This is a genomic window from Nocardia sp. NPDC050713, assembly GCF_040654315.1.
Classification (GTDB): Bacteria; Actinomycetota; Actinomycetes; order Mycobacteriales; family Mycobacteriaceae; genus Nocardia.
In genome coordinates this window covers 61,569-85,070 of record NZ_JBFAHS010000013.1, presented here as the reverse complement: position 1 = coordinate 85,070, position 23,502 = coordinate 61,569, and the positions used below count along the sequence as shown (strand labels likewise).

Annotated in this window: 20 protein-coding genes; 15 read left to right on the top strand and 5 right to left on the bottom strand. The window is 65.1% G+C overall.

Annotated elements, in window-relative coordinates:
• Window positions 1-218 precede the first annotated feature (218 nt).
• From AB0H49_RS23370 to AB0H49_RS23350, 5 genes are all read left to right on the top strand, one after another.
• Window positions 219-545: a type VII secretion target gene (locus tag AB0H49_RS23370; RefSeq protein WP_357254329.1), complete on the top strand. Its 327-nt coding sequence runs from the start codon at window positions 219-221 to the stop codon at window positions 543-545.
• Complete coding sequence (locus AB0H49_RS23365; protein ID WP_357254327.1) at window positions 542-5,107, top strand: DUF6531 domain-containing protein; 4,566 nt, start codon at window positions 542-544, stop codon at window positions 5,105-5,107. Before AB0H49_RS23370 ends, AB0H49_RS23365 begins: the two co-directional genes overlap by 4 nt.
• A gap of 9 nt (window positions 5,108-5,116) precedes the next feature.
• Entirely contained in the window at window positions 5,117-5,413 is a 297-nt protein-coding gene (locus AB0H49_RS23360; RefSeq protein ID WP_357254325.1) for a hypothetical protein, read from the top strand.
• A 488-nt stretch (window positions 5,414-5,901) separates the two neighbouring features.
• Window positions 5,902-6,390, top strand: coding sequence for a hypothetical protein (locus AB0H49_RS23355; RefSeq protein WP_357254323.1), 489 nt, complete (start codon window positions 5,902-5,904; stop codon window positions 6,388-6,390).
• 63 nt (window positions 6,391-6,453) lie between these two features.
• Window positions 6,454-7,278, top strand: coding sequence for a hypothetical protein (locus tag AB0H49_RS23350; protein WP_357254321.1), 825 nt, complete (start codon window positions 6,454-6,456; stop codon window positions 7,276-7,278).
• Here AB0H49_RS23350 and AB0H49_RS23345 read toward each other — a convergent pair.
• Entirely contained in the window at window positions 7,259-7,309 is a 51-nt protein-coding gene (locus AB0H49_RS23345; protein WP_357254556.1) for a hypothetical protein, read from the bottom strand. The genes AB0H49_RS23350 and AB0H49_RS23345 overlap by 20 nt on opposite strands.
• A gap of 26 nt (window positions 7,310-7,335) precedes the next feature.
• On the opposite strand from AB0H49_RS23345, the gene AB0H49_RS23340 reads away from it, so the two are divergent.
• The 4 genes from AB0H49_RS23340 to AB0H49_RS23325 all read left to right on the top strand — a co-directional run bounded on the left by AB0H49_RS23340 (window position 7,336) and on the right by AB0H49_RS23325 (window position 10,158).
• The gene (locus AB0H49_RS23340; RefSeq protein WP_357254319.1) at window positions 7,336-8,067 is read left to right on the top strand and encodes a hypothetical protein; all 732 of its coding nucleotides are present in this window, start codon (window positions 7,336-7,338) and stop codon (window positions 8,065-8,067) included.
• Window positions 8,068-8,143: 76 nt separating this feature from the next.
• On the top strand, window positions 8,144-8,512 hold the full coding sequence (locus tag AB0H49_RS23335; RefSeq protein WP_357254317.1) for an ADP-ribosylation/crystallin J1: 369 nt from the start codon (window positions 8,144-8,146) through the stop codon (window positions 8,510-8,512).
• Window positions 8,513-9,102: 590 nt separating this feature from the next.
• Window positions 9,103-9,378, top strand: coding sequence for a hypothetical protein (locus AB0H49_RS23330; protein ID WP_357254315.1), 276 nt, complete (start codon window positions 9,103-9,105; stop codon window positions 9,376-9,378).
• 543 nt (window positions 9,379-9,921) lie between these two features.
• A complete protein-coding gene (locus AB0H49_RS23325; protein WP_357254313.1) occupies window positions 9,922-10,158 on the top strand; it encodes a hypothetical protein in 237 nt (78 codons plus the stop codon).
• Window positions 10,159-10,212: 54 nt separating this feature from the next.
• Here the strand turns inward: AB0H49_RS23325 and AB0H49_RS23320 are convergent, their stop codons facing one another.
• Both AB0H49_RS23320 and AB0H49_RS23315 read right to left on the bottom strand, forming a co-directional pair.
• On the bottom strand, window positions 10,213-11,193 hold the full coding sequence (locus AB0H49_RS23320) for an Rpn family recombination-promoting nuclease/putative transposase (protein WP_357254311.1): 981 nt from the start codon (window positions 11,191-11,193) through the stop codon (window positions 10,213-10,215).
• A gap of 177 nt (window positions 11,194-11,370) precedes the next feature.
• Window positions 11,371-12,504: a lipase family protein gene (locus AB0H49_RS23315; RefSeq protein WP_357254309.1), complete on the bottom strand. Its 1,134-nt coding sequence runs from the start codon at window positions 12,502-12,504 to the stop codon at window positions 11,371-11,373.
• 536 nt (window positions 12,505-13,040) lie between these two features.
• Between AB0H49_RS23315 and aceA the strand changes: the two genes are divergently transcribed.
• The 5 genes from aceA (at window position 13,041) to AB0H49_RS23290 (ending at window position 19,492) form a co-directional block, all read left to right on the top strand.
• Window positions 13,041-14,330 carry an isocitrate lyase gene (aceA, locus tag AB0H49_RS23310; protein ID WP_354998796.1) on the top strand — a complete coding sequence of 430 codons (1,290 nt, stop codon included), beginning with the start codon at window positions 13,041-13,043 and terminating at the stop codon, window positions 14,328-14,330.
• A 156-nt stretch (window positions 14,331-14,486) separates the two neighbouring features.
• Complete coding sequence (locus AB0H49_RS23305) at window positions 14,487-15,374, top strand: 3-hydroxybutyryl-CoA dehydrogenase (protein ID WP_354998797.1); 888 nt, start codon at window positions 14,487-14,489, stop codon at window positions 15,372-15,374.
• Between the two features lie 402 nt (window positions 15,375-15,776).
• Window positions 15,777-18,080, top strand: a complete 2,304-nt coding sequence (gene metE, locus AB0H49_RS23300) for a 5-methyltetrahydropteroyltriglutamate--homocysteine S-methyltransferase (protein WP_357254307.1) — start codon at window positions 15,777-15,779, stop codon at window positions 18,078-18,080.
• Between the two features lie 414 nt (window positions 18,081-18,494).
• Window positions 18,495-18,920 carry a VOC family protein gene (locus AB0H49_RS23295; RefSeq protein WP_354998799.1) on the top strand — a complete coding sequence of 142 codons (426 nt, stop codon included), beginning with the start codon at window positions 18,495-18,497 and terminating at the stop codon, window positions 18,918-18,920.
• On the top strand, window positions 18,920-19,492 hold the full coding sequence (locus AB0H49_RS23290) for a TetR/AcrR family transcriptional regulator (RefSeq protein WP_354998800.1): 573 nt from the start codon (window positions 18,920-18,922) through the stop codon (window positions 19,490-19,492). Before AB0H49_RS23295 ends, AB0H49_RS23290 begins: the two co-directional genes overlap by 1 nt.
• A 177-nt stretch (window positions 19,493-19,669) precedes the next feature.
• Here AB0H49_RS23290 and AB0H49_RS23285 read toward each other — a convergent pair whose 3' ends face one another.
• Both AB0H49_RS23285 and AB0H49_RS23280 read right to left on the bottom strand, forming a co-directional pair.
• Window positions 19,670-20,881 carry an AI-2E family transporter gene (locus AB0H49_RS23285; protein ID WP_354998801.1) on the bottom strand — a complete coding sequence of 404 codons (1,212 nt, stop codon included), beginning with the start codon at window positions 20,879-20,881 and terminating at the stop codon, window positions 19,670-19,672.
• Window positions 20,882-21,163: 282 nt separating this feature from the next.
• Window positions 21,164-22,219 (bottom strand): NAD(P)-dependent alcohol dehydrogenase, encoded by a 1,056-nt coding sequence (locus AB0H49_RS23280; RefSeq protein ID WP_354998802.1) that lies wholly within the window; start codon window positions 22,217-22,219, stop codon window positions 21,164-21,166.
• Window positions 22,220-22,399: 180 nt separating this feature from the next.
• On the opposite strand from AB0H49_RS23280, the gene AB0H49_RS23275 reads away from it, so the two are divergent.
• Window positions 22,400-23,500 (top strand): trypsin-like peptidase domain-containing protein, encoded by a 1,101-nt coding sequence (locus tag AB0H49_RS23275; RefSeq protein WP_357254304.1) that lies wholly within the window; start codon window positions 22,400-22,402, stop codon window positions 23,498-23,500.
• Window positions 23,501-23,502 lie beyond the last annotated feature (2 nt).

Genomic DNA, 23,502 nt, shown 5'->3' with positions numbered 1-23,502 from the left:
CGGCGACAGCGCTCGAAACCTGTCAGCGGCCGAAGAATTCGATGGAACCGACCGGCCTACCAGCGCGTCGAAAACAGTAGCTGACAGCTGCTGCCGCGCAGGGTTTGTCGGGCGCCTCGGTCGACATCGGCGTCTGGCTATACTGATCGTGGCACTTGCGCGGTGCTGCAAAGTGTTTCGACCTGGGTGTGCTCCCGGGGTGGGGGAGGTGGTGCATCGTGGCCGAAAACTTGAATGTCGATCCGGAGCGGGTCCGCGCGCACGCATCGAATGTGGAGAAGTTGGCCGCGCCCTTGGGGCAGGCGTTGGAGGCGGCGAAGGCGGTGTCGGCTCCGACGGAGGCGTTCGGGAAGATTTGTGCGTTTCTGCCGCCATTGTTCGTCGATTCGGTCGAGACCGACGGGATCGCGGCGTTGGAGGCTGCGGTGGCGGCTGTCGGTGTGGACGCGGGGAAGTTGCGGACGGTGGCCGATGGATACGAGAGCACCGACAGTTCGAATGCGAGCAAGCTGAAGGCGGTTGAGCCGAATGGGCCTGCCGCGTGAGTGATGGCCAGTCCAATCCGCTGATCGCGCAAGTTGAGGACTCCACCGAGTGGTACTCGGGTGTCACGCTGTTCGAGACGGTGTCGGATACCTACGAGGCGATTTCATCGGGTTCGTGGGTCGAGGCGGGGCTCGGCATCGTCGGTGTCGGACTCGAGGTCGCCGCCGTGGTGGTCGACCCGTTCGGCACATTGGCCGGTTTCGGTGTCGGCTGGTTGATCGAGCATGTCGAGCCGTTGCAGGAGGCGTTGAGCTGGGTCGCCGGTGACCCGGATCAGATCGAGGCGTATGCCAAGACCTGGAGCAACGTTTCGGAGAAGATCAACGAAGCAGCCGAGGCGCACAAGCAGGCCATCGAACAGGATATTTCCGAGTGGCAGGGCGCGACGGCCACCGCCTATCGGGCGCGGGCGGCCGAGACCGCTGATGCGTTGGCTGCCGCGACGAAGGCGGCCGAGGCCGCGTCGCAGGCCATTCAGATGGCCGGTGGTGTGGTGGCCGCGGTGCGGATGGTGGTGCGCGACATCGTCGCTCAGACCGTCGGGCGCCTGGCCGTGTGGGCGGCGGAGGCGATTTTCACCCTCGGTCTCGGCACACCGGTGGTGGCTACGCAGGCCGCGGTCTATGTCGCCAAGACCATGAATACGATTTCGAAGCTGTTCCGCAAACTCGCCTCGACGATGGCGAAGCTGACCCCGCTGTTGCGGAAGCTGTCCGATGCGTTCGCCGCGATCATGAAGAAGCTGACCGGGAAGGGCACCAGTCCAGCGGGTGCTCGTCCATCCAAGAAGACCGACACCGACACCACACCGGCCAACACGGATACGAAACCGGCCAACACCGACACCAAGCCTGCCGGTACCGAGACCAAGCCCACCGATACTCCATCGAAACAGCCTGATACGCCCAACAACTCGCCCGACAACACCAATCCGGCGGGCACCAACTCTCCCAGCAACACCGACAAGCCCAACAGCCCGTCGAAGTCGAACGAGGGTGTGGGTGATGAAGCGCGGAACAACAATCCGAAGGACACCCAAAAGCCAGAGGACGTCAACTCCTGCGGTGACCCGGTCGATGCCGCGACCGGTGAGTTCCTGCTTCCGGAAACCGATGTGGAGTTGACCGGTGTGCTGAGCCTGGTGTTGCGGCGCAGACATCGGTCGAGCTACCGGTTCGGACGCTGGTTCGGCCCGTCCTGGTCGGCGAGTTTCGACATGCGCGTGGTGGTCGACCAGCAGGGTGTGAGTTTCGTCGGTGAAGACGGAGTTCTGCTGGCCTACCCGCACACCGCACCCGACATCGCCGTGCTCCCTGCGGGTCGTCGACCGCGTTGGACGCTGACCCGCACCGAATCCGGCGGATACCACGTCTTCGACCCCGACCGCGAAATCACTTGGCACTTCACACCCGAGCCCACACACACCGCCCTGCCCACTCTGCTCGGCGACTACCCGATCACCGCGATCACCGACCGCCACCGCAACGAGATCCGCTTCCACTACGACACCGACGGCACCCCAACCGAAGTCACCCATTCCGGTGGCTATCGCCTACGAGTCGACACCGCCGACGGACGCGTCACCTCGCTGTCGGTGCTCGGGCGCGACGCCTACGGCTCCGAAATCGTCACCCGCGTCCGCGAATTCGGCTACGAAGCGGGCGAGTTGGTGTCGGTCACCAACGGCGTCGGCGCCACGACCTGCTACACCTACGACGACCAGCATCGGATGTTGTCGTGGACCGACTCCAACGGCAACCAGATGCACAACGTCTACGACTGGTCCGGACGTGTCATCCGCCAGCACGGCACGGGCGGCATCATGTCGGCCGAATTCGACTACGACACCCTCCCCGATGGATCGGGAACCCGCACGACTTACACCAATTCCCTCGGCGCGGTCACCGTCTTCGAATTCGACGCCGATCTGCGGTTGCGGAACACAATCGATCCGACCGGAGCCCGAACCCGGACCGACTACAACGACGACCGCAAGCCGGTCCGGGTGATCGCCGCCGACGGCGCGGTCACCCGATACGGGTACACCGACGACGGTGACCTCAGCGTGGTCACTCGCCCAGACGACGCGTCGATCACCATCGAATACCAGGCCCGGAACCGGCCCGCCGCGATCAGCGATGTCGATGGTTCGGTTCGGCGCTTCGAATACGACGAAGACTGCAACCTCGCTGCGACCGTCGACAGCGCGGGTCTGCGCACCACGCATACCCACCACCGGTCCGGCGCCGTCGCCTCGATCACCGAACCCACCGGCGCGCGCACGGTGATCGAGGTGAACGCGGCGGGCCTGCCGATCACCATCGTGGACCCGCACGGCGGAGTATCCCGGATCGTTCGCGACCATTTCGGCCGTCCCGTCACCGTCATCGACCCGTTGAACGCGATCACCCGCTATCAATGGTCGCCGGAGGGAAAGCTGCTGTGCCGCACCGACTCCGACGGCTATACCGCTACCTGGGAATACGACGGCGAAGGCAACCTGCTCACTCACATCGACCGCGCGGGTGGACAAACCAGCTTCACCTACGGCGCGTTCGACCTACTGACCGCGCGCACCGAGCCCGATCAGACCGTAACTCACTACGCCTGGGACACCGAACGACAGATGGTCGCGGTGGTCAACCCACTGGGCCACATCTGGCGCTACACCTACGACCCGGCCGGCCGAATCGTCAGCGAAGTCGACTACACCGGCGCTCAAACCCGATACGACTTCGACGCTGCCGGGCGAGTCACGGCAATCACCGCCGCTACCGGCGTCACCAGACGCAACCGTTATGACCTTCTCGGACGGCTTGTCGAAGTGCGCGCCGACACCGGCGAATGGGTGCGGTACTCCCACGATGTCGTCGGGCGGCCTGTCACGGCAACTTCCGGCGTCGGAAACGACCGCACCCACACCATCGAAAACACCTACACCGCCGAAGGGCGCCTCGACTCCCAACGCGTCGATGACCGCCCGGCGATGAACTTTCAGTACGACGACTTCGGTCGCCGCATCGGCCGAACCAACCCGTCCGGCGCGTCAACCACCTGGCAGCACGACCCCACCAGTCGCGTAACCGGACTCACCACCGACGGCCACGCCATCACCTTCGCCCACGACGCGGTCGGCCGCCCCACCGGCTGGAGCCTCGGTGCGATCACCGTCGAGCAGACCCTCTCGTCTTACGGCCTCGTCACCCAGCGGCAGGTGCAAGCCGACCCGGCACCTTCCGCGGATCCAATGGTTGCGTACGGGCCAACCCTGCTACGCCGCGACGACTACACCTGGCGCCCAGACGGATACATTGCCACCCACACCACCACCCGCCCCGACACCGGCCAGGTCGTCCGCGACTACACCCTCGACGCCATCGGCCGCATCACGACCATCACCGCCAACGGGCAAACCACCGAGCAATACACCTACGACGCACTCAGCAACATCACCGACAGCCAACTACCCGAAACGTTCGCTGCCACAACGGCTGCCACCGCCACTGCCGTCATCGACCGTTTCGACTCCACCACCGACAACCGCCGCGAATACCGCAAAAACCTGCTCATCCGAGACGGCCGCACCCGCTACCACTACGACCAAGCCGGTCGCCTCATCCGCAAGGAAACCACCCGCCTCTCCCGCAAACCCGACATCTGGCACTACCGCTACAACGCCTTCGACCAACTCACCGACGTCTACACACCGGACCGACAGTGGTGGCACTACACCTACGACGCCTACGGTCGTCGCACCACCAAACAACACCTCATCAACGACGGCGCAGTCCTCGAACGCACCGACTACACCTGGGACCGCACGCACCTCATCGAACAATGCGCCCCCCAGGGCGTCATGCGCTGGAACTACCAGCCCGACACCTACACCCCGATCACCCAAACCACCGACCAAGGCACCATCGACCGCGAATTCTTCGCCGTAATCACGGATCTCGTCGGCGCCCCGACCGAACTTATCGACCCTACAGATGGACAAACCGCCGCCCGAGCGATCACCGACCTCTGGGGGAGAACTTTCTGGACCGGTTGTACTGCCACTCTCCTGCGCTTCGCCGGCCAGCAGTACGACTCCGAAACCGGCCTCCACTACAATCACCACCGCTACTACGATCCGCCCACTGGTAGATTTCTTACGCACGACCCACTCGGGCTCGCTCCAGCACCGAATCCGGATACCTATCCCCACAATCCGATTTCCTGGGCTGACCCACTCGGATTGGCGCCGGAACCCTGTCGTAAACCGACATATGGTAATGGCGGACATGTAGATAACATCTCACCTGCGGATGCTCGGAGAATTCAGAACGCTGCTAATTCACGCGGAGTAGTAATCCATGTCGTTGGGAGCCGAGCGACGGGGACCGCTCACGCCTGGTCCGACTGGGATTATGTGATTGAGGGAATAAATTCTCGGACGCGTAGTAGAATCCAGGGGTCGCTCCCTCAAGGACCGGTCGAGTTGGGACATGGCCGGAGGATTGATATCATAACAGGACGACTCGTTGATGGTACACCTTATGTGACATTCTATCCGACGTGAGAGGTCGACATGGAATACGATGCCAAAATTCTGGATACCGATGGCATTTATTCATTGGTTGCGTGGGAGGGGCGCCGCTTTCCGGGGCTGTTGATGCAGGGTGACAGCCTGAGTATCCTCCTCGCAACTTTGCAAGAAGCCGCCAGTGAGTTGCGTAATGGAGACGTAGAGGATGCCTCCTTCGCCGTCGGTGAAGCGGTCGAAACGGTGGGATCCATGATCGAGGCATATGAACGCATGATGGCGGCGTGCGGCAGATCCTTGCCGTACTGGAGAGAGAGCGGCACTGGGGATGTTCACCAGTAAGTGCGCTGCGCTTATGCGCGTCTCTTAAGGAGGCCTGTGGTGCTCCCGTCAATACCGGAAAAGGGCATTAATGTCGTGGAATGCCTAGCAGGGTCAGAGGTCTTTACGCCGAACAGGCCGTGGGTGCACTTCCGTGCGGTGAACGAGAACGAAGTATCCACATAACCCTCTTGTGTGGTCTGACCAACTGGGGTTGGTACCGAATTGTCCAGTTCGGGTCTCGCCGATGGATTCCGACTGGGCAACAAAGGGCGCTCATGTACACATTGGAGGAAACGAGGCGAGGGTCTTCGCTCACCATGATGGCACAATCGGAGTGGAGGGGATCAGGATGTCACATGGCCTACCCGCGGATGCCCAATTGCGTCGCGTGCTGGATGAGATTCATTCGAATGCAGATCTTCGAGCGGACCTGATCTCCAAATCTCGTGCAGCGATGACCGAGATGACTTCCTTATCAGGGCACTGGAACGGATAGAGTAGCCGTCATGACGACGCGGATTGTCGAGTATTTGGCCGATATTGCGTGCGCGGGTTCTCTACTGGGACTCCGAAGCGGAGCATCCGTTGCAGATATAGATCGAGCCATCGGTGATCCCGGCTATGTGGACGATATCGATAAACGAAGGAAGCATTTTCGCCGCGACTACGGACTGATCGAATTCGTATTCAAGCGCGACCCGGTCGCGAATTGGGCCTGTTTCAGTGCGAAGGTTGCGGTCCATAGGCTTCGATGGAATACGCACATACCGAGATCGATATTGCCTGAGATAGGAGAAGCTCCGCCGGTGGTCCCCCTAGGTTGCCTAACGGAATCGATCATTGGTCGAGGTCGCTCGATCAGAAAGATGGATACCGAATTCCGTGATTTCGAGTACTATTCGATTTCGTCGTCTCCCGCTCAGGTGATCGCTACCGCCGAGGATATCGACGACATCCTGGTTGCCAATAGCGTCTGGTCCATCGCCCTTTGGTGATTTCAAGTCTCGTTCACGCACATAGATCGACCCCAAGTACTTGGCCTTTTCTGAAGATTGCCGATGGAGCCTTTGTGTGCGCGCCACCGAGGCGCGGCCAACTTCGCGGCAGTTCTCGATGCGGCCACCGAGGACAACGAGGAAGTCGTCATCACCCGCAGCGGTGACAAAGTGGTCTGCTGTCGTCATCAGTCTGCGCGAATACGAGGTCTGAAGGAGACGGCCTACTTGCTGGACAGTCGGGCCACCGCTCGCCGTCTGATGGAGTCGGTCGAGAATGTCGAGCGGGGCCTTCAGGGCGTCATGCGCTGGAACTACCAGTCCGACACCTACGCCTCGATCACCCAAACACCGACCAAGCCACCATCGACCGCGAATTCTTCGCTATCCTCGTCGATTTGGTGGACACTCAAACCGATCTCATCGACCCCACCACCGGCCACACCACCGCCCACGCATCAGCAGACCTATGGGGAGATGTTTCTTGGTACGGAACGGCTGCTACACCTCTACGGTTTCCAGGTCAACAATACGACGCTGAAAGCAGCCTGCATTACAATCGTCATCGGGCTCGCAAGTATTCTTTTTCCGGATCAGCCGGTCCGACTTTCCATAGACCGGCCAAACGGTGAAAATGTCATGATCGCCTGTGACTCGGGCCCTCGTTCCAGAAAGGCTGTCATCGATGAATGCACCCTGTCGTGTCGCTTTGCGATGCCGCCGGTCCGCACTTCCATGCCGGTCAGCCGAAACGCGACCCCACGGCGAGCATGGTCAACTTCGGATGGGATAATTCCCCAGGGCCGCCAGGCTCCCGCTATACAGAGTCCTTCCAACGGTACGGTGCAATTAACGGTCCCCATGACGATCACCACTTCAGATGGGTGACATGATGACAAGATGAACACCTAACTCCCACGCCGTTTACCGTATGAAAGACCGAGCATGAGCGAACCTAAAATACCGTCCCAGGGCCTGGCATCGATCGGTATCGTCGTCTGCGATGACATAGTCGGCGTGCCCTCGCCTCTTGTGGCGATGCAAATAGTTGACGGAGGTGAAACAACCCCGAGTCATGAGGTTTCATATCCATCGAGCACTGCGCTCGACGAGTTGGACGCGTTCTGGAACGTCGAGGCGAGCGAAATGGGCCTCATTGATGAAGCAGGCAGGTTTCTACTCGCCTTGCCGGGACCTGGTAGTAGTCGAAAGGGCTGGATATGTGCTCAGGGCGCTACCGAAAACCTGCCCTCCCGGATCGAGAGGGTCACTGGATCAATAGAACTGATCGCGATGTCAACCGACGGACTTCGCATCTGCGCTACGTCGAAGGAGGAACGCCACTACTGGGTAGTCAGTTACACATTTTCTAAGCCTTTGCAAACCTGCAGTCGCCGCACTGGCGAGATATACCCAGAGGCTCGTCGACTGGCGGCGGGCGGTTCTACCCTATCTGAATTCTTGTCGTATTTGCGATCGACCCGCGAGTTCAGAGTATCGAAGATGGAGTTCATGCGCATTTTGAAAGAGGCTTGTGGCATACTCCCGTCCAATGTCAGAGATCTCGGAGCCCTGATGGATCAGGACTGCAAGCCGACTGTGCCCGCCGAAGAGCTGGAATCCAAATGGCGACAACTAGTGGTCAGGCATCTCCAACGAGTCGATGGCAATGAATAGATCAAGTTCGCAAGTCTTCGTTGAGTATCGGGGCGTAGGATCGTTGGGAGTGAGTGGATTGGATGGGAGCGGGGGAGTGTCGACTACGACGTTGTGGCGGCCGACTGGGCCCGAGGAGTTGCAGCTGGTTGCGGATTCGGGGTGGCGTCAGTGGCCGCCTCGGCTGCCGGATCAGCCGATCTTCTACCCGGTGTTGAACGAAGAGTACGCGGTGATGATTGCGCGCGACTGGAATGTTCCGGCTTCGGGGTCGGGTTTTGTGACTCGGTTTTCGGTGGAGTCCGCGTTCTTGTCGCGGTACGAGGTTCAGCAAGTCGGTGGGCGGGAGATTCTCGAATATTGGATTCCGGCGGAGGAACTGGAGGAATTCAATCGACATATCGTCGGTGAGATCGAGGTGGTGCAGCGGTTCCCTGCCGATGCTTCCATTCCCGGGGAACGGTGAGTCCGAGGTCTGCCGGTAGACACGCTGTGCGCTCGAGCACCAGGGGCTTCGTAGTGGAGATTTCCGGCTCGAGCTGAATTCCTACATCTGCCCGCCTGTGCCGGTTCAGCAGTGCGTCGAAACCTCATGGGGGGAACGCGATTCTCCCTTCGGACCGGCATGTGACGACGGTGGACACGTTCGCCGAACTGACTGGCGTCACGCACATCACGCACCTCGCGTGGGGAGGCAGTCCCACCGCCACCGCGGGGCGACATGGTAGGCGGACGGTGTGGTGTGGCCTCTGATGTAGGTAGGCCCCAGTTCTCGCGGCTCGAAATTTGGGACGGGATTGCATACGGGATGGGGAATGCTCGCGGCCGAGAGGTTGTGACTGGAGGTCATAGCATGCGCGCTATGCACGACACCGAGGCGCGGGCCAACTTCGCGGCGGTTCTCGATGCGGCCTCGAGGACAACGATGAAGTCGTCATTACCCGCAGTGGTGACAAAGAGCTCGCCGTCGTCATCAACCAGTATGCGCGTAGCTTGTAGCCTCGACATGTGAAACTCGGAATGCTTTCTTGCATAGGCGCTCTCACCATCGCTGCGGTGTCCGTGGCGGCTCCCACGGCTGCGGCTTTCCCCACCGGCTCCTTCGGCGGTGGGGACGGGCGGCAAGTGGTGATCATCGACAACACGCTGGAACTGAGCAATCTGGACGAGTGCTGGGCCAGCGGCTTCCCGCGCGATATCCACTTCCACAACCGCAGTGCGCGTAACTTCCTCGTGTACGCATCCAACGACTGCACCGGCGAGCCCACCGCAACCGTGGCTCCGGGTGGGGTCGCGACGTTCTACGGCTGGTCCGCCAAAGCGGCCCCGTAGGACACTGTTGCCAGGCGCCTCCGGAGCCAATCTAGTTGGCCTCGGAGAGCGCGCGTTTCGTCCGCGGGCTTGCTCTCCTCGTACATCGGCTGGGTGCGGCGCCCGACTACTCGTGTGTCGCACCTCGATGGCCGAATGAACGACCTCCGCCCCACCTGTCGCCCGGATCGGTCACGGTATGGCCGCCAAACGGCGATGGTATGGATACACGGCTTCGATTCCCCTTGTAATTGGGAACTCTTGGGCAACACGCTGAGCGGAGGAACGAGGAGGCCGATATGAGCGAGTTCGCCTGCGGCGATTGCTGGCGCCGCGAGAACCTGACTTTCGCGCAGCGACTGGACCCGGCCTACATCCGGCGCGGGAATGGGCAACTGTGCGAGGAGCATCGGGCCAGCAGGAACGAATCGCGGGCCTTGGCGCCGCTCGCGAAGCGCTCGTGTCGACCGAGATCCATATCTGGAAAAGAAGGCAGTCACCCGTTGCCGTAGTTTCACCGGGCAGAAATCGTGCGGTGCGTGCGGTTACGAACCGGCGTGGCGGGTGACGAGTGACCGCCGCGCGGCAACCGAAACTTGCCCACGCCCAAGCGTTCAACTACTGAGCAACCTGGACGAGTGCTGGGCGAGCGGCTTCCCGCGCGATATTCACTTCCACAACCGCAGTGCGCGCAACTTCCTCGTCTTCTCCTCCAACGACTGCACCGGTGAACCCATCGCGACCGTGGCGCCCGGCGCGGTCGCGACGTTCTACGGCTGGTCGGCCAAGGCGGCCCCGTAACACGTTCTCAATCGGCGATCGCACCCAGCGATGATGACAACGCGGGCACAGCGGTCAGGCGAAGACCTCGTCCAGGGTGGTGGCGGTCAGGACGCGGACGGTCCAGGTTCGTACCTGAGTCGGGTCCGCGGTGTGGATGGTGTCGGCGATCCTGGCTGGGATCGGTCCGAACTTGCTGGTCAGCAGATCGATCAAGGCGTTCGCGCGACCTTCGGCGCGACCTTCGGCGCGACCTTCGGCGCGGAGCCGTTCGGCGGTGGTCACAATGGCCTCCTTGGCTCGGGGACCGAGTCGGTCGATGAGCGGTTGCAGATCGGCTTGCTGGGTGTCGCCGACAATAAGAATGTACGACGCGACGCATTGAAATTCATCTGTGCCGCCAGGACCGTCCAGGATGGCGTGCAGATCCTCGATCAGTGGCAACAGATCGACACCGAGGTGGGTGTTCCCGGGGACGATCTTGTGTAAGGCCAGCATTACGCGGGCTGCGGGGGTGAGATCGCGGGCACACAATGCGGGCAGGTCGAGGGCGGCGACGTCGTCGAGCAGGAACCTGAAACGCGGCAGGTATGGATCCAGAGCCTCTCGGGTGGTCGGGTCCAGATCGATGAGCTCGGTCAGTTCGGTGGGCGCTTTCCATCGGCGGCCGGTGTGGTTGCTGTGTACGACCAGCGGGACCACCGCGGGCAGGGTGCGAGTGTCGGGGTGCTGGCGGACGTAGTGGTTCCAAATGTTGACGAGATAGTCCAGCATGCGCAGTGGCATAAGCGGGTCGCTGCGGCTTTGGTGCTCGATGAGCAGGTAGAGGTAGGCGTCGTGCCCGTCCAGACGGGTCCGGAACAGGAGATCACTGTAGCGGGAACGCAGGTGCTTCGACACGAAACTGCCGGGCTGGAGTTCGAGTCCATCCCAATCTACCCGTGCAGCAACATCTTTCGGCAGCACGCCGCGTAACTCGGAGGAGGCATCGGCGGGACGGCCCATGACGTGCCGGAAGTACGCGTCATGCGAGTTCGATCGCGGCGCTGCGGACATGCCCGCAAACTACTCGTGACCGGTGTCGCTCGGCACTCGATTGTCCTCAGTTCTATTGCGCTGACAGCGAATTCGGACAAATAGGGGACGGGTGCCGCAGTGAAACCGCTGAACCGCCGCAATCGCAGCAGTCGGCGCTTGCCGGTCTCGCGCGGCGCCGTGCCCTCTCGGTTCGAGTCAGGAGAACAGGTTTCGCACGAATGGCAGGGAGTCGGGTAGGGAGGCGTTGACCGTTCCGCTGTGGTCCTGCGGGTAAGTCCGCAACGTGACCGGCTGCCCGTTGGCCTGCAATGCCGCCGCGAAGGCGAGGGTGGCGGGGGTGATGACGTCGGTGTCGCGCAAGCCCTGGCCGAGGAAGAGAGGCCGGTCGTAGCCGGATTCGGGGAGACCCATGGTCCGGGTGAGGACGCCGCGCAGGTCGGGGATCTGGGCGAGGGGGCGGGTGAAGAGGTCGCCGAGGACGACGTTGGCCGCGCCGAGCTCGTCGCCGAATTCGTTGATGCACGCGGTGCGGGCGCGAACGAGCCAGTCGCGGCCCGCGTCGGTCAGGTAGGACTCGATGTCGAGTTCGGGGTAGGTGGTGCGTAGGCCGTTGAGGATGTACAGCACGTAGGCGGTGCTGTGCGCGCTCAGTTCGAGCGGCGGCATGCTGGGGCCGAGCGGCAGCAGGATGTCCTCGATGTAGGCGGGCACGCCGGTGCCGACGGCGCCGCGGTAGTCCAGGTCGGGCCCGCCGAACTCGGTGGCGTAGCGGGCGGTGACGACGGCCGCGCCGCCGCCCTGGGACTGGCCGACGACGACCCACTTCCTTGCCAGCGAGGGATACCGGCTGGTCGCGGCCTTCACCGCGTCCACGACGTTGTGCGCCTCGACCTTGCCGTTGAGATAGGGGTGCTCGCCCGGCGTCCCGAGTCCGGCGTAGTCGGCGGCGACCACGGCGTACCCCTGCTTCAGCCAGGTGCCCAGGTAGGCCCAGTCGCGTTCGCGGGCGCCTGGGCCCGCGATGCTGTAGGCGCAGTCGTCGCCGAGACCGACGGTGCCGTGTGCCCACGCGATCACCGGCCACCCGCCCTCGGGCGGCGTTCCGGCCGGGAAGTAGACCGCGGCGCTGGCGGTGGTCGGAGCGTCGCCCGCGGTGGTGGAGCGGTACAGGAGGCGGGCCGCGTCGGCGGCGTCCGGCGGTGTCGCGACCGCGGCGAGCGGCGCGACGGATTCGACCGTGCCCGCCGCGAGGTCCGCGCTCGCGGTGGACGGGTACAGCAGGGCGGTCGCGCAGGCCGTCACAGCCGCCGCGAGGCATAGCTTCCGCATGGGGCTCCTGTTCGCTGAGCGTGGGGACACGTTGGATGTGTACACGCCGATGTGTTCATTGGGCGCCCTCCCGACCCTTCGATGCGCGGGGGGCACCTCGGTGGAGTTGGACGCATGCTCGAGAATGGCTCTCCGCCCAAGTCTGCCGCATTCCCGCGGCGCGGGTGTCCTGGCCCACACGGAGGGCGGCCGCCCCACCCTGTGAATCGACTCACAGACCGGATCGCCCCGGCGTGTTGCCGAGGGGGCGGACGCGGAACGCAAACAGTACAAGCGTTACGCTAAAACCCCACGTCAGGGCTACTCGCGGGTAGGTTGAATGCTTGCAATTCGCCCGCAAATTTCGCAGAGTTAGCAAACAGTAGGCGAAACCTAGCTGAGATTCACATTAGCAACAGGTAGACGGCTATTTCCCGGTGTGCCATCGTGTGGAAGTACACCCCAAGGGCCTAGCAACCCTGCAAATCGCCGCTCCAGCAGATCGAGTGAAATCTCGGCAAGCGCGGCACCGACCGACCAAAGAAGTGGAGTCAGAGATGTCGACCACCGGCACCCCGAAGACCGCTGCGGAAATCCAGCAGGATTGGGACACCAACCCGCGCTGGAAGGGCATCACCCGTAACTACACCGCGGACCAGGTGGTGAAGCTCCAGGGCACCGTCGTCGAGGAGCACACGCTCGCTCGCCGCGGCTCGGAGATCCTGTGGGATCTCGTGAACAACGAGGACTACATCAACTCCCTCGGCGCCCTCACCGGCAACCAGGCCGTGCAGCAGGTGCGCGCCGGCCTGAAGGCGATCTACCTGTCGGGTTGGCAGGTCGCCGGTGACGCGAACCTCTCCGGCCACACCTACCCGGACCAGTCGCTGTACCCGGCCAACTCGGTGCCGCAGGTCGTGCGCCGCATCAACAACGCGCTGCTGCGCGCCGACGAGATCGCCAAGGTCGAGGGTGACACCTCGGTCGCCAACTGGCTGGCTCCGATCGTCGCCGACGGCGAGGCGGGCTTCGGTGGCGCGCTCAACGTCTACGAGCTGCAGAAGGCCATGATCGCGGCCGGTGTCGCCGGTTCGCACTGGGAGGACCAGCTGGCCTCCGAGAAGAAGTGTGGCCACCTGGGCGGCAAGGTGCTGATCCCCACCCAGCAGCACATCCGCACCCTGACCTCCGCGCGTCTGGCCGCTGACGTCGCCGGCGTGCCGACCGTGGTCATCGCCCGCACCGACGCCGAGGCCGCCACCCTGATCACCTCCGACGTCGACGAGCGCGACCGCGAGTTCCTGGACGGCACCCGCACCGCCGAGGGCTTCTTCGGTGTGAAGAACGGCATCGAGCCCTGCATCGCGCGTGCCAAGGCCTACGCCCCGTACTCCGACCTCATCTGGATGGAGACCGGTGTGCCGGACCTCGAGGTCGCCCGCAAGTTCGCCGAGGCCGTCCGTGGCGAGTTCCCGGACCAGCTGCTGGCCTACAACTGCTCGCCGTCCTTCAACTGGAAGGCGCACCTGGACGACGCGACCATCGCGAAGTTCCAGCGTGAGCTCGGCGCGATGGGCTTCAAGTTCCAGTTCATCACCCTGGCCGGCTTCCACTCGCTGAACTACGGCATGTTCGACCTGGCGCACGGCTACGCCCGCGAAGGCATGACCGCGTTCGTCGACCTGCAGGAGCGCGAGTTCAAGGCCGCCGCCGAGCGTGGCTTCACCGCCATCAAGCACCAGCGTGAGGTCGGTGCTGGCTACTTCGACTCCATCGCCACCACCGTCGACCCGAACACCTCCACCGCGGCGCTCAAGGGCTCCACCGAAGAGGGTCAGTTCCACTGAGTTGACCAGCCCGCAGTGATGCAGGCCCGCAATCCTCTACTCGAGTAGGGGTGTACCGCCCTCCCCGCCGAACAGCCCCGGCGGGGAGGGCATCCCTATAACTTGGACCAGAACCCCCAAGCCATCCCAGCCACACCAGACCAGCAGGAGCGGGACGTGAGCAGCGAGAAGATTCAGCGTGTCGGCGTCATCGGCGCCGGACAGATGGGTGCCGGAATCGCGGAGGTGTGCGCCCGGGCGCACGTCGACGTGCTCGTCTACGAACAGACCCGGGAACTAGCGGCCGCCGGCCGCGCCCGCATCCTCCGCTCGCTGGATCGCGGTGTGAGCAGCGGCAAGATCACCGAGCGCGAGCGTGAGCAGGCCGCGTGGCGGCTGCGCTTCACCTCCGACCTCGGCGATTTCGCGGATCGTCAGCTGGTCGTCGAGGCCGTGCTGGAGAACGAAGAGGTCAAGACCTCGATCTTCGCCGAGCTCGACAAGGTCGTCACCGACCCGAACGCGGTGCTGGCCTCCAACACCTCGTCCATCCCGATCATGAAGATCGCCGTCGCGACCGCGAACCCCGAGCGCGTCGTCGGCATGCACTTCTTCAACCCCGTGCCGGTGCTGCCGCTGGTCGAGCTGGTCACCACGCTCAAGACCAGCGAGGCGGTCGCCAAGCGCGCCGAGGCCTTCGCCGGTGACGTGCTCGGCAAGCAGGTCGTCCGCTCGGCCGACCGCTCCGGCTTCGTCGTCAACGCGCTGCTGGTGCCGTACCTGCTCTCCTCCATCCGCATGGTCGAATCCGGTTTCGCGACAAAGGAAGACGTCGACAAGGCCATGGTGCTCGGCTGCGCCCATCCGATGGGCCCGCTGGCGCTGACCGACCTGGTCGGGCTGGACACCGTGAAGTCGATCGCCGACTCGATGTACGCGGAATTCAAGGAGCCCCTCTACTCCGCGCCCCCGCTGCTGATGCGCATGGTCGAGGCGGGCCTGCTCGGCAAGAAGACCGGCGCCGGTTTCTACCAGTACAACTCCCCCGCCTCGCCGCGTAACTAGCGGGCGGCGCGAAGCCGTCGGCGTCGGGCGCCGGTGCCGGCGGTTGGGTGCCGAACCGATTTCGGTCGTTCCCGGCGAGTTGTCCGGCCCTCGCGAGATCAGTCGCGTCGGGCCAAGGAGTTCGCCGGGCCTTCGTCCCTGACGCTCAGCAGCGAGACGGCCGCGAGCGGGCTCGTAAGACTCGCCCAGGGGTGGCTGGGAGTGTTCAGATGATCGACAGGTGGGCCGGCTGAGCTGGGGGCAGCTGCTCATCGCTACGCAGTGATACCAGTAGTAACGGCATAAGCTGCAAGGACGCCGAGTCGTTGACGCGGCTCGGCGGGACACCGAAAGCGCAGCGCTGCGCGTCGTCCGCCGTGCGGAGCGGATATCGCGCAGGTGATCGAAAGGGAGTTCCCGCGCATGGTCAACGTCACGGATGGCTACGGGTCGAGCATTCTGGGTTATCCCAGGATCGGGCCGCACCGGGAACTCAAGCGGGCACTGGAGTCCTACTGGCGCGGTTCGCTCTCGCGTGAGGAGCTGCTCGCGGTCGGCCGGGACATCCAGGAGCAGCAGTTCAGCGAGCTGGCGGCCACCGGACTCACCCAGGTGCCCGGCAATACCTTCTCCTTCTACGACCACGTCCTGGACAACGCGCTGATGTTCGGCGCGGTGCCGAAGCGGTTCCAGCCCTACCACGACGTGATGGAGCCGCTGGACTTCTACTTCCTGATGGCGCGCGGGCGGCCCGATCTGCCGCCGCTGGAGCTGGTGCGCTATATCGACACCAACTACCACTACCGCCAGCCCGAGCTGGACGGGGAGACCGAGTTCTCGCTGCATCCCGAGGCCTTGCTCGACGAATTCGACCGCGCCAAGGCGCAGGGCATCGAGCTGCGGCCGGTCATGCTCGGTCCGCTGTCGCTGCTACTGCTCTCCAAGGCGGGGCAGGTGCCCGGCGAGCCGGAGTTCGACACGCTCACCCTGTTGGACAAGCTGCTCCCGGTCTACGAGGAGCTGTTCGAGATTCTCGCCAAGCGCGGCGCCACCTGCGTCCAGCTGGACGAGCCGATGTTCACCAGCGAGCGCAGCGACGCCGAGCTGGCCGCCTTCGAGCGCGCCTACCAGCGGCTGTCCCACGCGCCGCTGCGTCCGCGCATGCTGGTCACCGGTCAGTACGGCGACTTCGGTCCGGCGCTGGCGATTCTGGCCGCGTCCAATGTCGAGGCCATCGGCTTGGACCTGGCCAGCCACCGGATCCGACCGGAGGATCTCGCCGAGGTGCCGGGCATCCGACGCAAGCGGCTGTACGCGGGCGTGATCAGCGGCCGCAACGTGTGGCGCGCCGACCGTTACGTCACGCTGGAATACCTCAACGAACTAGCCAAGGTGTGCCCGGATCTGGTGGTCTCCACCGGTAGCACGCTGCTGCACGTGCCCTACGACCTGCTCGTCGAATACGACATCGAGGGCAACGTCGCCGACCGCCTCGCCTTCGCGAAACAGAAGGTGGGTGAGGTGGTTTCGCTCGCCAAGGCGCTCACCGAGGGCCCCTCGGACAAGTGGCGCAAGCGGCCGACGGAGGTGCACTTCAAGCAGAAGCACGCGGTGCGCCAACGGGTTTACGCGATCACGCCGCAGATGCGCGAGCGCGAACCCTACGCGGAGCGCCGAATCGCCCAGCAGGCCAAGCTGAATCTGCCTCCGGTGCCCGCCACCACCCTGGGCTCGTTCCCCCAGACCGACCGGATCCGCCAGGCCCGTTACGAACTCGGCGAGGGCAGGTTGTCCTACGAGGAGTACCGCAAGCGCATCGAGGCCGAGATCGAGACGACGATCCGGCTGCAGGAAGACATCGGCCTCGACGTGCTGGTGCACGGCGAGCACGAGCGCAACGACATGATCCAGTACTTCGCCGAGCTGCTGGACGGCTTCGCGACCACCCACTTCGGGTGGGTGCAGGTCTACGGATCCCGTTGTGTGCGCCCGCCGATCATCTACGGCGACGTCTCGCGTCCCGCGCCGATGTCGGTGGAGTGGATCACCTACGCCCAGTCGCTCACCGACAAGCCCGTCAAGGGCATGGTCACCGGTCCCGTCACCATGATCGCGCGGTCGTTCGTGCGCCAGGACCAGCCGCTGCACGAGACGGCCGACCAGGTGGCGCTGGCGATCCGCGACGAGGTGGTGGATCTGGAGCGCGCGGGCATCTCGATCATCCAGGTGGACGAGCCCGCGATCCGAGAAATGTTGCCGCTGCGGAACATCGGGCGTGCGGAGTACCTGCGCTGGGCGGTCGGCGCGTTCCGGCTGGCCACCTCCGGCGTTCGGCCGGAGACCCAGATCCACACGCACATCGGCTATTCCGGCCGCGCCGAGGTCGTGGAGGCCATCGAACAACTCGACGCCGACGTCACCGCGATCGTCGCGACCCGCTCCATCGAGTGGGTGCTCAAGGCGCTCAAGGAGGACTGCGCCTCGGGTCACGGCCTGAGCCACGGCGTGGGTCCCGGTGTGTACGAGAGCCGTTCGGCCCGTATCCCGGATATCGATGAACTCGACGAGCTGCTGACGGCCGCGGCCGCGGCCGTCACCCCGGAACGGCTGTGGGCCAATCCGGACGGCGGACTCAAGACCCGCCACTACTGGCAGCTGGAGCCCTCGTTGCGCAACATGGTCGCGGCTGCCCGGCGTATCCGTCGGCGCATTCCGACGGGCGAATAGTTCGATCGGCACGGGCTGCCTTTCCGTTGCGAAATGGGAAGGCGGCCCGTTGTTTTCGGTGCGACTTGCGCGCGGTGTCGGTCGGCCGCCGACGATCCGTACTGAGCGGCTGAGCGGCTGAGCGGCTGAGCGGCTGAGCGGCTGAGCGGCTGAGCGGCTGAGCGGCTGAGCGGCTGAGCGGCTGAGCGGCTGAGCGGCTGGGCGGCTGGGCGGCTGGGCGGCTGAGGCCTGGCTCCCGGCGTCGTCAGCCGTCGGAGGATGGGCTGTCGTATGGTCCCCGACCGGGTGGGCGATGAGGAACGCGCGGACGAAGGGCGGGCTCGTTCAGGCGCGGCGAGCGCGGCGCCGCGAGCGCCTCGTCGGCCGCGGGTGCAGTCTGTCATTTCGGTACAGTTCGTACCGTATTATTTGTGCATGACTGTGGATGAACGAGCGTGGCCAGATTCGCTACGGGTGGCCCAGGTGCGGGTCGCGCGGCCGACGGATCGGCTCGACGAGGTGGTGCGGTTCTACGTCGACGGGGTCGGCCTGCGCGAGCTGTACCGATTCGAGAACCACGCGGGGTACGACGGTGTGATGCTCGGGCTGCCCGGCGCCGACTATCACCTGGAGTTCACTTCCCATGTGGACGGAAGTCCCGGTGACGCACCGACTTCCGAGAACCTGCTGGTCCTCTACTTCGAGGGCGAAGCGCAGATGTACGACGTGGTGCAGCGGCTGGGCGAATACGGTATCGAGCCGGTACCGCTCGAGAATCCGTACTGGGCGGCGAACGGCGGCTTGGGCTTTCCCGATCCGGACGGTTGGTTGGTCGTGTTGATGCCGCGGCCGGTGTTCTGATGGCGGGGCGGGCGCGCGACGATCGGATCGATGTCGCAGTCTTGACGGCCGCGCGAGAACTGCTGGACGAGAACGGATATGCCGAGCTGACGATCGGCGGTGTGGCGACGCGGTCAGGGATTCACCGTCCCGCGATCTATCGGCGCTGGCCGTCCAAACGGCACTTGGTCGTGGCGGTGGTCGCCGACTTGCTCGGTCTGCGGCCCACCGCGAACACCGGCGACCTGCGCGCCGATCTGTTCGCGGCGATGCGCGATCTCGTGGCCGCCCTGCGCGATACGTCGCTCGATCGGGTACTTCCCGCGCTGCTCGCGGATCTCGCCAACGACCCCGAACTGCGCGAGCATTTCCTTGCCGTCGTCTTCGAGCCGCGACGACAGACCACCGAGACTGCGCTGCGCGCGGCGATCGACCGCGGCGAGGTGCGCCCCGAGATCGACATGGACTTCGTGCTGGACGCCGTTGCGGCGCCTATCTATTTCCGCGCGCTGTTCGGCCACCTGCCGCTGGACGAGGAACTCGCCGAGTCCTCGGTCGACGCCGTCCTGCGCCTGATCGTCCCGGCCGGATGACCCGGTAGCTTCGATGCGATCAGGGTCGTTGCGACGCGAACCCAGGTCGCTTCCGGCGAACCTGGTCGTTTCGGCGCGGACGGGGTTGCTTCGACGCGAACCGGGTCGCTCCGGCACGCGGAGTCGTTCCGGTCGTGACAAGCCGATCGCCCGGCGCCATGACTCGCGGAAAACTGGTCAGTGCTGGGTGCGGGTGAGCCGAAGCATCAGTTCGCGCATTCTTTTCCGGCCGTTCGGCTTGGTCGGTTCGGGTGCGGGGGATTCCACGTCGGTCTCCACCTCGTAGCGGCGGATGTACGCGCCCGCGAAGGCCTGCACGGTGGCGGTGACGGGGATGGCGAGCAGCGCGCCCGTCGGGCCGAGTAGCGCGGCGCCCGCGATCACCGCGCCGAAGGCGACGGCGGGGTGCATGTCGAGGGTGGTGGCGGTGATGCGCGGTTGCAGGACGTAGTTCTCGAACTGCTGGTAGAGGACGATGAATCCGAGGATCCACAGCCCGTCACCGGGACCGCCGTTCACCAGGGCGACGATCACCGGAAGGGCGCCGGCCAGGTAGGTGCCGACGGTCGGGATGAACTGGGAGACGACGCCGACCCACAGCGCCAGCGCGAACGCCGACGGCACGTCCAGTACGCGCAGCACCACGTAGTGCGCCAGAGTCGAGCAGACGGCGAGCAGGCCGCGCGAGTAGATGTAGCCGCCGGTCTTGTCGACCGCGATGTCCCAGGCGCGCAACACATGTCGCTGGCGGTGCGGCGGAAGCAGCGAGGACATGGCGTTGCGGAAGCGCGGGCCGTCGGCGGCGAAGTAGTAGGTGAACAGCAGCACACCGAGGATCTGGAAGAGCGCTCCGATCGCGGCCGTGCCGATGCCCCAGGCGTTTTCGGCCAAGCCGACCAGGTAGCCCTCGAGCTGGTCGCTCCACTCCGTCGCGTATTTCTGAATGTCGGTGCCGGAGAGTTCGGTGTTGAACGTCTGGTTGACCCAGTCGACGACGCGGTCGGCGTATTCGGGCGCGTTCTGCACCAGCGTGGTCACCTGGTCGACGAGCAGCGAGCCGAGGGTGTAGACGAACCCGACGACGATCATCAGCAGGCCGAGGAACACCACGCCCGTCGCGAGTCCGCGTCGCACCCCGCGCGCGGCGAGCCAGTTGACCGCGGGTTCGATGGCGAAGGCGAGGAACAGCGAGACCATCAGCACGGTGAGCAGACCCTGGAGTCGCTGCAACACCCAGAATCCGAAGATCAGGCCCGCGACCGTCGCGGCGGCGAGCAGGAAGGCGCGCAGCAGCCACGGGGGCGGACCGGCCGAGAGGTCGGTGAGCACCCCGCCGCCGCGATCCGAGTCGGGCTCGCGCTTCGCCGATCTCGGCGCTCCGGGTTTCACTGCCTCCGAACGCGGCTTCTCGAACCGGGGTGCCCCGGGGCCCGGCTCCTTCGAGCCGGGTGCTCCGGCACGTGGCGCACCGGTCCCGCGCGCGGCGGAATCTCCCGCATCGGACTTCGGGTTGGTCGAGTCTTCGTCATCCGCGGACACAAATCCACGGTACTTACGCGAGAGGAACCCGCGCCCGCAACATGCCACGCTGTGGGCCGAGGGATGGGTGCACGGCCGCCGCGAGTGCGCTGATCCGGCCCCGTCGGACGGAGCCTGTGGACAACTCTCGCCTTACATCGTCGCCGTATCGATGACGAACCGGTACCGCACGTCGCTCGCGACGACACGGTCGTAGGCGCTGTCGATCTCGTCGGCGGAGATCAGCTCGATCTCCGCGCCGATGCCGTGCTGGGCGCAGAAGTCGAGCATCTCCTGGGTTTGCGCGATGCCGCCGATCATCGAGCCCGCCAGCGACCTGCGGTAGCCGGCGAGCGTGAACGGCTTGACCGTCATCGGGTTCTCGGGGAGGCCGAGGATGACCAGCGTGCCGTCGAGGTTCAGCAGCTTCATGTAGTCGTCCAGCGGCAGGTCGGCCGAGACGGTGTTGAGGATCAGATCGAAGCGGCCGCGCAGGTCGCGGAAGGTCTGCCGGTCGCCGGTGGCGTAGTAGTGATGCGCGCCGAACCGCTTGCCGTCCTCCTGCTTGCTCAGCGAGTGGCTGAGCACGGTGACCTCCGCGCCCATCGCCGCGGCGATCTTCACGCCGACGTGCCCGAGCCCGCCCATGCCGATGATCGCCACCTGCTTGCCCGGCCCGGCCTGCCAGTGCCGCAGCGGCGAGAACAGGGTGACGCCCGCGCACAGCAGCGGCGCGGCTACGTCGAGGCCGATGCCTTCCGGGATGGCCACCACGAAGTTCTCGGTCACCACCACCTGCGTGGAGTAGCCGCCCATGGTGTAGCCGCCGGGCTGCACCGCGGGGTCCACGGTGGAGTTGTAGGTCATGGTGGCGCCGACCTGGCAGTACTGCTCCTCGTCGGCCAGGCACGGCGCGCACTTGCCGCAGGAGTCGACCATGCAGCCGACGCCGACTCGGTCACCGACCTTGTACTTGGTCACCGCCGAGCCGACCGCGGCGACGAGGCCCGCGATCTCGTGGCCGGGCACGCAGGGGTAGCGGGTGCCGCCCCATTCGTCGCGCGCGGTGTGGATGTCCGAGTGACAGATGCCCGCGTACTTGACGTCAATCAGCACGTCGTGCGGACCGAGTTCCCTGCGCTCGATGGTGACCTTCTCGAAGGCTCCGTCCGGAGCGGGCAGGGCGTAGGCGGCGGCAGCGGTGCTCATGGATACATGCCTACCGTCGCATGCTCGGGTTTGTCGAGCCCAGAGGTTTGTCGAGCCCAGCGCCGGGGATGCCCATACCGTCCGGTTCTCCGATCCGCAGCGGGGACCGGAATTCCTGATCTACGAAGAAGATCTCCGGCCACAATGGAATTCGTCAGGCATAGCAAGGCGGGAGTGCCCATGGACGACGGACGGCGCGGTAGCGGCGGCGGGCGAGCGCTCACGCTGATCGTCGTCGCCGTGCTCGGTCTGGCGGGCTTTCTCGGTTATCGCGGTGAACTGCCTGGCTGGCCGCTGTTCACCGGCCCGGGCACCGCCATCGCGCCGATGCCGCCCGCGCAGACGCCGCCGCTGGACCGTGCGGCGGTCGCGGCCGCGGTGGAACCGGCCATGGTGCACATCAGCACCGCCACCGAGACGTTCGGTCAGGGCGCGGCCGGATCGGGCATCGTGCTCAGCGCCGAGGGCCAGGTGCTGACCAGCCATCACGTGGTCAAGGGCGCCGATACGGTCACCGTGACCTCGGTCGGCACCGGGCAGATCTGGTCGGCGACCGTGCTCGGCTACGACTCCGGCGTCGACATCGCCCTGCTCGAGTTGCCCGGCGCCGCCGGACTCACCGTCGCCCGGCTCGGCAGCTCCGCCGATGTGCGGCTGCACGACGAGGTGCTCGCCATCGGCAACGCGGGTGGCGCGGGCGGCACGCCGACCTCGATCACCGGGAACATCACGGATCTCGACAGCACGATCGTCGCGCTGAACTCCGCTGATCTGTCCCGCAAGGCGCTGTCGGGGATGCTGGAGGTCGCCGCAGGGGTCACCTCCGGGCAGTCCGGGGGAGCGCTCGCCGATTGGCGCGGCGCGATCATCGGCGTGATCACCGCGGCGTCGGGTGAGCACGACCCCGAGGTCGACAGCCCCAACGGGTACGCGGTGCCGATCGACACCGCCATGCGGGTGGTGCGCCAGATCCGTTCCGGAACGCCGACCGACACGGTGCACATCGGCCCGACCGCGACGCTCGGCGTGCTGATCTCCGACGGGAGACCCAGTGGCGCGCGCATCGATGTCGCGATCTACGGCAGCCCCGCCCACGCCGCGGGACTCGCCGACGGCGAGGTGATCACCTCGATCGACGGCCGGGCGATCACCAGCGCCCGCGCCCTGCGCGCGGCGATCAACGTGCGCAAACCCGACGAGACGGTGCGCCTCGGTGTGCTCGGTCCCGGCGGCGTCGAGCGGACGGTGACCGTGGTGCTCGGCAAGGGCGCGCCGAACTGACC

Excerpts from the sequence above, each read along its gene's own strand:
- AB0H49_RS23360 (WP_357254325.1), top strand. The coding sequence starts at position 5,117 with ATGGAATACGATGCCAAAATTCTGGATACCGATGGCATTTATTCATTG.
- AB0H49_RS23355 (WP_357254323.1), top strand. The coding sequence starts at position 5,902 with ATGACGACGCGGATTGTCGAGTATTTGGCCGATATTGCGTGCGCGGGT.
- AB0H49_RS23350 (WP_357254321.1), top strand. The coding sequence starts at position 6,454 with ATGGAGCCTTTGTGTGCGCGCCACCGAGGCGCGGCCAACTTCGCGGCA.
- AB0H49_RS23340 (WP_357254319.1), top strand. The coding sequence starts at position 7,336 with ATGAGCGAACCTAAAATACCGTCCCAGGGCCTGGCATCGATCGGTATC.
- AB0H49_RS23320 (WP_357254311.1), bottom strand. The coding sequence starts at position 11,193 with ATGTCCGCAGCGCCGCGATCGAACTCGCATGACGCGTACTTCCGGCAC.
- AB0H49_RS23315 (WP_357254309.1), bottom strand. The coding sequence starts at position 12,504 with ATGCGGAAGCTATGCCTCGCGGCGGCTGTGACGGCCTGCGCGACCGCC.
- aceA (WP_354998796.1), top strand. The coding sequence starts at position 13,041 with ATGTCGACCACCGGCACCCCGAAGACCGCTGCGGAAATCCAGCAGGAT.
- metE (WP_357254307.1), top strand. The coding sequence starts at position 15,777 with ATGGTCAACGTCACGGATGGCTACGGGTCGAGCATTCTGGGTTATCCC.
- AB0H49_RS23295 (WP_354998799.1), top strand. The coding sequence starts at position 18,495 with ATGACTGTGGATGAACGAGCGTGGCCAGATTCGCTACGGGTGGCCCAG.
- AB0H49_RS23290 (WP_354998800.1), top strand. The coding sequence starts at position 18,920 with ATGGCGGGGCGGGCGCGCGACGATCGGATCGATGTCGCAGTCTTGACG.
- AB0H49_RS23280 (WP_354998802.1), bottom strand. The coding sequence starts at position 22,219 with ATGAGCACCGCTGCCGCCGCCTACGCCCTGCCCGCTCCGGACGGAGCC.
- AB0H49_RS23275 (WP_357254304.1), top strand. The coding sequence starts at position 22,400 with ATGGACGACGGACGGCGCGGTAGCGGCGGCGGGCGAGCGCTCACGCTG.